Source organism: Caulobacter sp. GW821-FHT10E02, from assembly GCF_059415225.1.
In genome coordinates this window covers 588,321-600,134 of record NZ_JBWKMV010000003.1, presented here as the reverse complement: position 1 = coordinate 600,134, position 11,814 = coordinate 588,321, and the positions used below count along the sequence as shown (strand labels likewise).

The 11,814-nt window shown below is 66.0% G+C and carries 12 protein-coding genes and 1 pseudogene; 7 read left to right on the top strand and 6 right to left on the bottom strand.

The genetic code is table 11. The features are described from left to right. Positions 1–32: 32 nt before the first annotated feature. From AC07NI_RS18010 to AC07NI_RS17995, 4 genes and pseudogenes are all read right to left on the bottom strand, one after another. Positions 33–134 (bottom strand): annotated as a pseudogene (locus AC07NI_RS18010) (hypothetical protein); the annotation flags it as partial. 12 nt (positions 135–146) lie between these two features. Continuing rightward, the gene (locus tag AC07NI_RS18005; RefSeq protein WP_494621573.1) at positions 147–587 is read right to left on the bottom strand and encodes a cupin domain-containing protein; all 441 of its coding nucleotides are present in this window, start codon (positions 585–587) and stop codon (positions 147–149) included. 10 nt (positions 588–597) lie between these two features. Then, a complete protein-coding gene (locus AC07NI_RS18000; RefSeq protein WP_494621571.1) occupies positions 598–1,950 on the bottom strand; it encodes a Gfo/Idh/MocA family protein in 1,353 nt (450 codons plus the stop codon). A 13-nt stretch (positions 1,951–1,963) separates the two neighbouring features. Further along, positions 1,964–3,097, bottom strand: coding sequence for a Gfo/Idh/MocA family protein (locus AC07NI_RS17995; protein WP_494621569.1), 1,134 nt, complete (start codon positions 3,095–3,097; stop codon positions 1,964–1,966). Between the two features lie 207 nt (positions 3,098–3,304). Between AC07NI_RS17995 and AC07NI_RS17990 the strand changes: the two genes are divergently transcribed. Beyond that, positions 3,305–5,299, top strand: coding sequence for a M13 family metallopeptidase (locus AC07NI_RS17990; protein WP_494621567.1), 1,995 nt, complete (start codon positions 3,305–3,307; stop codon positions 5,297–5,299). 102 nt (positions 5,300–5,401) lie between these two features. Here AC07NI_RS17990 and AC07NI_RS17985 read toward each other — a convergent pair whose 3' ends face one another. Both AC07NI_RS17985 and AC07NI_RS17980 read right to left on the bottom strand, forming a co-directional pair. Continuing rightward, the gene (locus AC07NI_RS17985; protein ID WP_494621565.1) at positions 5,402–5,824 is read right to left on the bottom strand and encodes a DUF1842 domain-containing protein; all 423 of its coding nucleotides are present in this window, start codon (positions 5,822–5,824) and stop codon (positions 5,402–5,404) included. A 247-nt stretch (positions 5,825–6,071) separates the two neighbouring features. Further along, complete coding sequence (locus AC07NI_RS17980) at positions 6,072–6,389, bottom strand: DUF1476 domain-containing protein (protein ID WP_494621563.1); 318 nt, start codon at positions 6,387–6,389, stop codon at positions 6,072–6,074. 294 nt (positions 6,390–6,683) lie between these two features. Here AC07NI_RS17980 and purC point away from each other — a divergent pair, with 294 nt between their 5' ends. The 6 genes from purC to AC07NI_RS17950 all read left to right on the top strand — a co-directional run bounded on the left by purC (position 6,684) and on the right by AC07NI_RS17950 (position 11,813). Then, a complete protein-coding gene (gene purC, locus AC07NI_RS17975; RefSeq protein WP_494621561.1) occupies positions 6,684–7,442 on the top strand; it encodes a phosphoribosylaminoimidazolesuccinocarboxamide synthase in 759 nt (252 codons plus the stop codon). A gap of 55 nt (positions 7,443–7,497) precedes the next feature. Further along, on the top strand, positions 7,498–7,737 hold the full coding sequence (gene purS / locus AC07NI_RS17970; RefSeq protein ID WP_494621559.1) for a phosphoribosylformylglycinamidine synthase subunit PurS: 240 nt from the start codon (positions 7,498–7,500) through the stop codon (positions 7,735–7,737). Positions 7,738–7,806: 69 nt separating this feature from the next. Continuing rightward, the gene (locus AC07NI_RS17965; protein WP_494621557.1) at positions 7,807–8,511 is read left to right on the top strand and encodes an NlpC/P60 family protein; all 705 of its coding nucleotides are present in this window, start codon (positions 7,807–7,809) and stop codon (positions 8,509–8,511) included. 70 nt (positions 8,512–8,581) lie between these two features. Continuing rightward, the gene (locus tag AC07NI_RS17960) at positions 8,582–9,058 is read left to right on the top strand and encodes a DUF3291 domain-containing protein (protein WP_494621555.1); all 477 of its coding nucleotides are present in this window, start codon (positions 8,582–8,584) and stop codon (positions 9,056–9,058) included. A gap of 65 nt (positions 9,059–9,123) precedes the next feature. Then, positions 9,124–9,786 carry a phosphoribosylformylglycinamidine synthase subunit PurQ gene (gene purQ / locus AC07NI_RS17955; protein ID WP_494621553.1) on the top strand — a complete coding sequence of 221 codons (663 nt, stop codon included), beginning with the start codon at positions 9,124–9,126 and terminating at the stop codon, positions 9,784–9,786. Between the two features lie 107 nt (positions 9,787–9,893). Further along, on the top strand, positions 9,894–11,813 hold the full coding sequence (locus AC07NI_RS17950) for a CocE/NonD family hydrolase (RefSeq protein WP_494621551.1): 1,920 nt from the start codon (positions 9,894–9,896) through the stop codon (positions 11,811–11,813). Position 11,814 lies beyond the last annotated feature (1 nt).

Sequence of the window (11,814 nt, the reverse complement as noted above, 5' to 3'; positions counted from 1 at the left end):
ATTCCCGGCGGCGGTAAGAAATCCAAATTCTTGTCATCCCGGAAGCCTCGCAGAGGCTGTCCGGGACCCAGGGGCCGGCGCAGTGCGGTTGCCCCTGGGTCCCGGCTCTCCGCTTCGCTGCGGCCGGGATGACAAGTTTGAGGGAGCTAGTGCGTCTTGTCGGTCTTGAAGTTGATCACGTGGTAGACCGCGTTGGTCGTGCCGATGTTCTTCAAGGCATGCGGGCTATTGGAGGCGTTGAAGATCACGCCGCCCGGGCCGAGCTTCTCCCACTTGCCGCCCGACAGGGTCTCGACCTGGCCTTCCTTGATGATGACCAGCTCCTCGTTCGGATGGGTGTGCGGCGGGTGCGAGCTGGTCCCGGGTTTGAGGGTCGTGACGTGCATCTCCAGCTCGTCCAGCGTCGCGGTCGGGCCCTTGGCCAGCTGGGCGTAGGTCCCGACGTCGGTGTCGTGGGGCTTCATTTCGTCCCAGCGCCAGACCATGGGGCCGATCAGGGCGGGCTTGGGGGCCTGGGCGACGGCGACGCCGGCCAGGGTCAGGACCACCGCGCCGGCGGCGATGGCGAGGTCTCGTTTCGTGATCATCGCCATCTCCCTAGAACGTGTACGGCTTGCGCTGCGGACGGCTCAGCAAGGCGTTGGCCGCGTCGTCATTGATGAAGCGCTCGGCCTTGGGGTCCCAGTGCAGGCGGCGGCCGGTCTTCATGGCCGCGTGGTGCAGCAGGCAGGTCGAACAGGCGCGGTGGCCGATCTCCGCCGGGGCCGAAGGCGCCGCCCGGGTCTTGATCGAGGTCAGCCAGTCGCCGTGCTGTTCCACCGACTTACGCAGATGGACCTCGTTGGGGCCGATCACGCTGTCCAGGATCTTCGGATTGCTGGCCGACAGGGCGGGCGTCGGCTTCTGGCCGAAGCTGGGATCGCTGGAGGTGACGGCCGCGTCGCGGGCGACGAAGATCCAGCCTTCCGTGCCGATGAACTTCACCCCGTTGGGGAAGTCGCCCGAGATGTCCATGGTCACGCCGTTGGCGTAGCGGGCGTGGGTCAGGAACTTGCCGTGCACGTTCCACAGGCCGCTCTTGGGGAACTCGGCCGAGCCCCAGATCTCGACGGGACCGGAGTGCTCCATGTCCATGCCCCAGTGGGCGGTGTCGATGTGGTGCGCGCCCCAGCCGGTGATCATGCCCGCCCCGAACTGCTCGCAGCGCAGCCAGCCCGGCCGGCCGAAGTCGGCCTGCGGATGGACGCGCATCTCGGTGTAGTAGGCCTCCGGCGTCGAGCCCAGCCAGGCGTCGTAGTTCAGGTTGGCCGGGATCGGCTGCTCCGGCGCCTCGGGACCGGACGGGTCGCCCGGCAGCCCGACCTCGACGTGCTTGAGCTGGCCGATGCGGCCGTTGCGGACCAGCTCACAGGCGCGGCGGAACTGCGGCCAGGGATTGTCCGACCGCTGCTGCGAGCCGATCTGCAGGATGCGGCCCGACTTGGCGACCGCGTCGGCCATGGTCCGGCCCTCGGCGATGGTCAGCGAGGCCGGCTTCTGCAGGTAGACGTCCTTGCCGGCCTTGACCGCGTGCACGGCCAGGATGGCGTGCTGGTGGTCGGGCGTGGCGATGATGACGGCGTCCAGGTCCTTGGCGGCCAGAACCTCGTGATAGTCGGCATAGCCCCGGGCGCTGTCCCAGGTGCGGCCATACTTCTTGCTGTAGGTCTCGTTGACCAGCTGCTTGCCCAACTCCACGCGCTTGGAGTCCAGATCGCAGACCGCCAGGATCTGGGCGTGGTCGTACTTGAAGGTCTCGGCCATGTCATGGCCGCGGGCGATGCGGCCCACGCCGATGACGCCGATATTGATGCGGTTCGACGGCGCGTTCTGGCCGAACACCGTGGCCGGCACGATGGTCGGGAAGGCGATGCCGGCAGCGAGGATTCCGCGACGGGTCAGGTTGCTCATCGTCATCTCTCCCCTAGCCCAGAACCGGCTTGGTGGCGTTCTTCTGGGCGGTCAGCACCAGCTCGGCGGCCAGCAGGGCCTGCGTCTGGTCCTGGGCGACCGAGGTGCGCTCGACGATGTCGCCGACGAACTGCGGCCCGAACGGCAGCTGCACCTGACTGCAGTCGATGTAGCGAGCCGACTTCTTGTCGACGATCAGCAGGTGGTTGGCGCCGGGCCGCCCCGTCGGGTCGACGTACTTGCGCAGCTCGATATAGCCCTCGGTGCCGAGGATGAAGAGCCGCCCGTCGCCCCAGACGCCCAGGCCGTCGGGCGTGAACCAGTCGACCCGCACATAGCCCGTGCCGCCGTCGCCGACGACGGTCATGTCGCCGAAGTCCTCGAACTTCGGATGGGCGGCGTTGTTGAGATTTCCGGTCTGGCTGGCGACGACCTTGGCGGTCTTGCTGCCGGTGTAGAACAGGAACTGGTCGGCCTGGTGCGAGCCGATGTCGGTCAGGATGCCGCCGTAACGGGCCTTGTCGAAGAACCAGTCCGGACGGGGCGAGCCGATGCGGTGCGGGGCGATGTTGATGGTCTGCACGACCTTGCCGATCGCGCCGGCCTGGACCAGCTCGCCGGCCTTGATCGCCGACGGCACTTCCAACCGTTCGGAGTACATGATCGCGTACTTGCGGCCGGTGGACTTCACCGCCGCGCGGACCTGGGCCAGTTGCGCCAGGGTGATGATGCCCGGCTTGTCGGAGAGGTAGTCCTTGCCCGCCGCCATCACCTTCAGGCCCAGCGGCGTGCGCTGGTCGGGGATCGGGGCGGCGGCGACCAGCTGGATCGATTTGTCGTTCAGCACCTGGTCGATGCTGGCGGCCACCGGCACGTCGCCGTGCTGGGCCTTGAAGTCGGCCAGCTGCTTGGCGTCATTGCCGTAAGCGTAGACCCAGGCGCACTCGCCCCCGCCCCGCTTGATCGCGGCGGTCATGCTCATGATGTGGTAGTGGTCGAGGCCGATCACCGCGAACTTGATCTTGTGCTTGGCGGTCAGGGCCGGTCCCGGCGCGGCGACCTCCTGGGCAAGGGCGTCGCTGGCGATGGCCATGCCACCCAGTCCAGCCGCCAACAGAAACGCTCGGCGGCTCGCGAGATCGTCCATGGTCTTTATTCCTCTCCGTTCGCCAGCTTGCCTGACCTCTTATGGGGAGAGATCAGACCACTAAAACGCGACCGAGGAAATACCTTCTTGGTCGTAGGCGCGCCGATCGACGTCCGGAAGGCGAGCCGGCGGCCACATTACGGGAAATTCATCTGCACGCCGGCCGCGATTGGGGCAGGCTCCGCCGCTTAGAGGGGAATCCAACACATGCGCATCTTCCTGCTGGCCGCCGTTTCCGCGGTCGCTATCTCCGGCGCGGCCTTCGCCGCCGAAAAGCCGATGTACGGCGCGTGGGGCGTCGACCTGACGTCGCGCGACCTGGCCGTGAAGCCGGGCAACGACTTCAACAAGTACGCCAACGGCGGCTGGGAGAAGAAGACGACCATCCCCGCCGACCAGCCCTCGGCCGGCGTCGGCTACGACGTCTTCAACCGCTCGCAGGACCAGCTGCGCACCCTGATCGAGACGGCCGACGCCTCGACCCAGATCGGCGCGCTGTACAAGAGCTTCACCGACGAGGCCAAGATCGAGCAGGTCGACGACGCCCCGCTGAAGGCCGACCTGGCGAAGATCCAGGCGATCTCGTCGAAGGCCGACATGGCCAAGGCCCTGGGCGCGGCCCACGGCGGCTTCGGCCCCGACCTGTTCTCGCTGGACATCTTCGCCGACGCCAAGACCCCCGAGATCAACACGCTCTATATCGGCCAGTCGGGCCTGGGCTTGCCCGACCGCGACTACTATCTGACCGACGGCTTCAAGCCGCAGTTGGACGCCTACAAGGTCTTCGCCGAGCGGGCGCTGAAGATGGCCGGCTATGCCGACCCGGCTAAGACGGCCGCCGACGTCATCGCCTTCGAGACCGCCATCGCCAAGGTCAGCTGGCCGGTCGCCGACCGCCGCGACATCGACAAGGTCTACAACCCCGTCTCGCTGACCGAGCTGCAGACCTACGCCCCCGAGGTTCCGTGGGCGGACTATCTGGCCGCCGCGGGCATCACCGGCCGCAGCCAGGTGGTGCTGGGCGAGAAGACCGCCGTCCGCGACATCGCCAAGCTGTTCGCCGCCACGCCGCTGGAGACCCTCAAGGCCTGGCAGACCGTCCAGGGCGTGCAGGAGATGTCGCCCTACCTCTCCAAGCGCTTCGTCGACAGCCGCTTCGAATATGTGAAGGTGCTGAGCGGTCAGACCACCCTGCGCCCGCGCTGGAAGCGCGGCGTGACCCTGGTGGACGGCAGCCTGGGCGAGGTGGTCGGCCAGACCTATGTCGCCAAGTACTTCCCGCCCTCGTCCAAGGCCCAGATGGTCGACCTGATCGCCAATCTGAAGGTCGCCATGGCCGAGCGCATCGAGAAGGCGCCGTGGATGGCCCCGGTCACCAAGCAGGCGGCCCTGACCAAGCTGAAGAAGATGACCGTCATGGTCGGCTATCCCGACAAGTGGCGCGACTATTCGGCCCTGAAGCTCGACGCCGGCGACCTCTACGGCAATGTCCGCCGCAGCGGCGCCTTCGAGTGGGCCTACGCCCTGTCAGACCTGGGCCAGCCGGTCGACCACGCCAAGTGGGGCATGACCCCGCAGACCGTGAACGCCTACAATGGCGGGCTGGAGAACAAGATCGTGTTCCCGGCCGGCATCCTGCAGGCGCCCTATTTCGATCCGGCCGCCGACCCGGCCGTGAATTACGGCGCGATCGGCGCGGTGATCGGCCACGAGATCAGCCACGGCTTCGACGACCAGGGCCGCAAGATCGACGACACCGGCAAGCTGCGTGACTGGTGGACCGCCGAGGACGCCAAGCGCTTCGAGACCCAGGCCGACGTGCTGGGCAAGCAGTACGACGCTTACGAGGCCGTGCCCGGCATGTTCATCAACGGCAAGCTGACCATGGGCGAGAACATCGCCGACCTGGCCGGCCTGCAGGTGGCCTATGACGCCTACCACGCCTCGCTGAAGGGCAAGCCCGCGCCGGTCGTGGCCGGCATGACCGGCGACCAGCGCTTCTTCCTGGCCTTCGCCCAGGCCTGGCAGGACAAGTCGCGTCCGGACTCCCTGAAGCAGCAGATGGCGTCGGACCCGCACTCGCCGTCGAACTTCCGGGTCATCGGCCCGACGCGCAATGTCGACGCCTGGTACGCGGCCTTCGGCGTCAAGCCGGGCGACAAGTTCTACCTCCCGCCGGAGAAGCGCTCGCGCATCTGGTAGGCCCCAAAGAGAAAGCCCGCGCCGTCTCAAGAGACGACGCGGGCAGTTGGGTTTCCGAGTAGTCCCGGAAGGGGGTGGGTGGGGGATCCGAAACGATCGGATTTAGGAGATCTTCTTCACCGGCACGTTCTCGACGTGGGTGGTCACGTAGTTGAAGCCGCCCGAACCGTTCCACTCCTGGTCAACCGTCAGGGCCGACGTGAACTTGGCGATGAACGAGCCGATGGCGGGCGGCGGCACGCTGTAGACGAACTCTCCGTTCAGCGAGACCAGCTGGTGGTTGGGACCAAAGCCCGTCTGATAGATCTGGCCGGTCACCGGGAAGCGGTGGGTGCCGCCCGGGATGGCCTGGCTGATCTCGGCGATGCCGGCGACATGCCCCGAGGCGGCCTGAACCGACAGGGCCAGATTGACGACCGGCGCGCCCGGCAGGCCCGTGTTCCCGACCACGGCCTTGACGAAATACAGACCGATCACATCGCTGGCGGTCTTCTGGGTATGGAGAGTTCCAGCTTCAGCGCTCATTGGACGTCCTCCCATTCTGGCGGTCCCGACGACCGCCCGGCGGGCACATTGATCCATCCCTTTTCGAGCGCCAGATAAAACCTGGGCGAAAATTTGAATTTCTAACAACTAAAAAGTGTATACGGTCCGCGCACGCTCGGCTGACCTAGCGGAAGCCCTTGAACGACAAAGCCCGGCGAGGTCGGGGACCTGCGCCGGGCTTTTAGAATAAATCGAATCGATCCCGCGGGATCGACCGCGGCGAAGCTTACTCGCCGGCCTTGATCTGCTCGCGGGCCACCGCCAGCAGTTCGTCCATCTTCATGCGGACCTCGCCTTCCGAGGCGGAGACGCCCGAGCCCGACAGGTCTTGGAAGACCTTGCGCAGCACGTCCTCGTCGCCCGGCTGTTCGAAGTCGGACTTCACCACGGCGCGAGCGTACTCCTCGACCGTCGCCAGGCCCATGAGGCCGGCGGCCCATTCGCCCAGCAGGCGGTTGCGGCGCGCGGTCGCCTTGAATTCAAGCTCCTGCTCGTGAGCGAACTTGTTTTCGAAAGCCTGTTCGCGGTCGTCGAAGGTGGTCATGAAGGCCCCAAAGTCGTCTGAGCCGGCTGCATATATCGTGGCGCTCTCCGCCGCAATCGGCGGATAAGCCGCAGGCGACGTTTCCAGTTCCGACCATAGACCAAAACCCGGACCGAAAGCTGTCCTTCGTTTGCGCGGGCGTGCTGATTCAGGTAGGTTCCGCACGATATTTCCAGTGAGCGGCCTTGAGTCGAATGCCGCGCGCAGCTATCCGCCGCGCGCGCTTTTCGTTTCTCCGGAACTTTCCGGCCTCGAGGAGCGGCGCGCGCTTACAGAAGGGCCTCGACGAGAGCCATGACGACCCGTCGCAAGAAGATCTACGAAGGCAAGGCCAAGATCTTGTACGAGGGCCCCGAGCCCGGCACCCTCATCCAGTACTTCAAGGACGACGCGACCGCCTTCAACGCTCAGAAGAAAGCCATCCTGGAAGGCAAGGGCGTCATCAACAACCGGATCAGCGAGTACATCATGACTCGCCTGAACTCGATCGGCGTCCAGAACCACTTCATCCGCCGCCTGAACCTGCGCGAGCAGCTGATCAAGGAAGTCGAGATCATCCCGCTCGAGGTCGTGGTGCGCAACATCGCCGCCGGCTCGATCGCCACGCGCCTGGGCCTGACCGAGGGTCAGCCCCTGCCCCGCTCGATCATCGAGTTCTACTACAAGGACGACAAGCTCGGTGACCCGATGGTCTCCGAGGAACACATCACCGCGTTCAACTGGGCCGCCACCCAGGAGATCGACGACATGATGGCCACGGCCCTGCGGGTGAACGACTACCTGTCGGGCCTGTTCAGCGCGGTCGGCATCACGCTGGTGGACTTCAAGGTCGAGTTCGGCCGCATCTACGAAGGCGACTTCTCGCGGATCATCCTGGCCGACGAGATCAGCCCCGACAGCTGCCGCCTGTGGGACTCGGTCACCAGCGAGAAGCTGGACAAGGACCGCTTCCGCCGCGACCTGGGCAACGTCATCGAAAGCTATACCGAGGTGGCCCGCCGCCTGGGGATCATGAAGGAAATGCCGACCGTCATCCAAGGCGGCGTGCACTAAGCCCTTCATCTGGAAGCAGCGCGAAGCCCGAAGGCCGCGCGGGGAGAACCTGTCAGTGAAAGCCACCGTCCACGTGTTCCTGAAGCCCGGCGTGCTCGACGTCCAGGGCAAGGCTGTCGAGAACGCCCTGCATGGCCTGGGCTGGCCGTCGGTCAAGGACGCCCGCGTCGGCCGCGTCATCGAATTCGATCTCGACGCCACGGATGCGGAGGCCGCCAAGGCCGAGGTCAAGACCATGTGCGACAAGCTGCTGGCCAACACGGTCATCGAAAGTTACCGCATCGAAATCGCCTAAAAGGCGAGTGTCGACAAAAACAATCTGAACGTGCACCTTCTCGCAACGCTGTTGCGGGAGGGTGGCGACGTGACGATCTTTCAGATTCAGACGGCCTTGGCCGCGCGCGGCTTCGATCCGGGCAATATAGACGGGATTTGGGGCCGCAGGACCGCCGCGGCGGTTCGCGACTTCCAGAAGGCCAGCGGCCTGCTGGTCGATGGGGTCGTCGGCGCCAAGACCCTGAAGGCGCTGGGCCTGGACGACAGCCCGCCCGACAACGTCCTGGACGATCCCGCCCTGCCCTGGCTGATCGAAGCCAAGCGCCTGATCGGCGTGCGCGAAGCGCCCGGCGCGGCCGACAACCCGGACATCATGCGATGGGCCGAGAACCTCGACATCGACTATGACGGCGACGACGTCGCCTGGTGCGGCCTGTTCACCGCCCATTGCATCGGCTCCAGCCTGGGCAACGAGCCATTGCCGGCCAATCCGCTGGGCGCGCGCAGCTGGTTGAAGTTCGGCTCGCCGAGCACGCCCCAGCCGGGCGCGGTGATGGTCTTCTGGCGAGGATCGAAGACCGGCTGGCAAGGCCACGTCGGCTTCTATGCTGGCGAGAACGCCGCCAAGGGCTACCTGATCCTGGGCGGCAACCAGTCGGACAAGGCCAGCTACGCCTGGCTGCGGTTCGACCGGCTGCTGGAGGCCCGCTGGCCGGCCACCGCGCCGCCCGGCTCGGGCAAGGGCCGCAAGGTCAAGGATGACGGAAAGCCAGCCTCGACCAACGAACAATGATCGGCGACCCTTGCGGATCGGGCCGGCCAAGCCCAGCTCCCTAGTCGTCGATACGGGAGGAGCACGGAACATGTGGCATCTGGCGCAGGTCAATGTCGGACGCCTGAAGGCGGCGATCGACCATCCGATGATCAAGGACTTCGCCGACAATCTCGACCGCATCAACGCGCTGGCCGAGGGTTCTCCCGGCTTCGTCTGGCGGCTGAAGGGCGACGGCAACAACGCCACCGACCTGGCGATCGATGGCGATCCATTGTTCATCCCGAACCTGTCGGTATGGGAGGACATCCCGTCGCTGGGCGCGTTCGTCTACCGCAGCGGCCACATCGAGATCATGCGCCGCCGCAAGGAATGGTTCGAGCACATGGAGACCTACATGGCCCTGTGGTGGGTCCCGGCAGGTCATGAGCCGACAGTCGAAGAGGCGCTGGAGAAGCTGGCGCTGCTGAAGGCCCATGGGCCGACGCCGGCGGCGTTCACGTTCAGGACGCCGTTTCCCGCGCCGACGGGCGAGCCGGTGGCGCCCGAGCTGGATGAGTGCGCCTAAGAACCTGTCATCCCGGCTTTCGCTGGGATGACAAATCTATACGAACGGTGCTACAGGCCCGCGCCATGAAAGCCGCCGTCGTCGTATTCCCCGGTTCGAACTGTGACCGCGACTGCAAGGTCGCCATCGAGCGCTCCGCGGGCGCCCGTGTCGAGATGGTCTGGCACCAGGAGACGGCGCTGCCGGACGACCTGGACCTGATCGTCCTGCCCGGCGGCTTCTCGTACGGCGACTACCTGCGCTGCGGCGCCATGGCGGCCCAGAGCCCGGTCATGAAGGAAGTCGTCGCGGCCGCCGAAAAGGGCGTCGCTGTGGTCGGCATCTGCAACGGCTTCCAGGTCCTGACGGAAGTTGGCCTGCTGCCCGGCGCCCTGCTGCGCAACGCCGGCCTCAAGTACGTCTGCAAGGCCATCGACCTCGACATCGTCAACGGCCAGACCCGCTTCACCGCCGGCTATGGCGAGCAACGCGACGCGGTCATGACCGTCGGTAACGGCGAGGGCAACTACTACGCCGACGAAGAGACCCTCGACCGGATCGAGGGCGAGGGCCAGGTGGTGTTCCGCTACAAGCAGAACCCGAACGGCTCGGCGCGCGGCATCGCCGGCATCGTCAACAAGGGCGGCAACGTCCTGGGCCTGATGCCCCACCCCGACCGCTCGTTCGATCCGGACCTGGGCTCGGACGACGGCGCGGTGCTGTTCCGCAGCATCTTCCAGAGCGCCTGACGCGGCTCAGCCCACGGATCAAAAAGTGGGCTGAAGACTGCTGTTACAGTGTAGCAGCTCCAAAATCCCAGGCCTAAGGTGCCCGCCTCTTTGAGGAGGGCCAATCCATGAGTCTCGTCTCCACCCTGCGCGCCGGCCTGCTGGCCGCCGTGGCCGTCGCCGCTTTCGGCGCAGCCGTCGCCCATGCGCAGACCTCGCCGATGGCGCCGGACATCGCCGGCAAGTACGTCGCCGCCAAGGTCAACTACGACTACGAAAAGCGCGTCGTGATGATCCCGATGCGCGACGGGACCAAGCTCTACACGGTCATCGTGATCCCCAAGGGCGGCAAGAACCTGCCCATCTTGCTGACCCGCACGCCCTACAACGCCGCCAAGCGCGCCGCCCGCAACGACAGCTCCAAGATGGTCTCGACCCTGGCCCAGGGCGACGAGGTGTTCGTGGCCGACGGCGGCTATATCCGCGTCTTCCAGGACATCCGGGGCAAGTACGGCTCGGAAGGCGACTACGTGATGACGCGCCCACTGAAGGGCCCGCTGAACTCGTCCGAGGTCGACCACTCCACCGACGCCTACGACACCATCGACTGGCTGGTGAAGAACGTGCCGGAGACCAACGGCAATGTCGGCATGCTGGGGTCCTCGTACGAGGGCTTCACGGTCGTCATGGCGCTGGTCAATCCGCACCCGGCCCTGAAGGCCGCCGCGCCGATGAGCCCGATGGTCGACGGCTGGATGGGCGACGACTGGTTCCACCACGGGGCCTTCCGCCAGCCGAACTTCGACTACATCACCGGCCAGACCACGGTGCGCGGCGCGGGCGATGGCGTGCAGCGCCAGGGCTATGACGACTACGCCAACTTCCTGAACGAGGGTTCGGCCGGCGACTACGCCAAGAACCACGGCCTGGACGCCCTGCCCTTCTGGAAGAAGATCAGCGAGCACCCGGCCTATGACAGCTTCTGGAGCGAGCAGGCCCTCGACAAGACCATGGAGAAGACGCCGCTGAAGGTGCCGACCATGTGGATCCAGGGCCTGTGGGACCAGGAGGACATGTGGGGCGCGGTGCACTCGTACCCGGCGCTGGAGTCCAAGGACGCCAACAACGACATGAACTACCTGGTGCTGGGCCCTTGGCGGCACAGCCAAGTCAACTACGACGCCTTCAACCTCGGCCCGTTCAAGTGGGACGGCGACACCGCCCTGCAGTTCCGCCGCGATGTGCTCAAGCCCTTCTTCGACCAGCACCTGAAGGGCGCGACCAAGGCCGACACCCCGCCGGTGCTGATCTACGACCCGGGCCAGAACAAGTGGAACCGCTACGCCAGCTGGCCACAGGGCAAGACCAAGAATCTGTACCTGGAAGCCAAGGGCGGCCTGGGCTTCGACGCCCCGGCGGCGGCCAAGGGCGCGGCGGCGTATGACGAGTACGTCTCCGACCCGGCCAAGCCGGTCCCCTACATCCCGCGTCCGATGCAGTTCGGCGACCGCAGCCGCTGGACCCAGTGGCTGGTCACCGACCAGCGCGGCGTCGACGGCCGTCCGGACGTGCTGACCTACACCTCCGAGCCGCTGAAGGAGCCGCTGAAGATCGCCGGCGTGCCGAAGGTCAACCTGACGGCCTCGACCAGCGGCACCGACAGCGACTGGGTCGTGAAGCTGATCGACGTCTATCCGGACGAGGTCCCCAGCCAGCCCGAACTGGGCGGCTACCAGCTTGCCGTGGGCATGGACATCTTCCGCGGCCGCTATCGCGAGGGCTTCACCGAGGGCAAGCCGATCAAGGCCAACACCCCGCTGAAGTATCAGTTCATCCTGCCGACCGCGAACTACACCTTCCAGCCAGGCCACCGGATCATGGTGCAGGTCCAGTCCAGCTGGTTCCCGCTCTACGACCGCAACCCGCAGACCTTCGTGCCGAACATCTTCTTCGCCAAGCCCGCTGACTACGTGAAAGCCACCCAGCGGGTGTTCCACAGCGGTGCTGACGCCAGCTTCATCGAACTGCCGGTGGTGGAGGCCAAGTAGC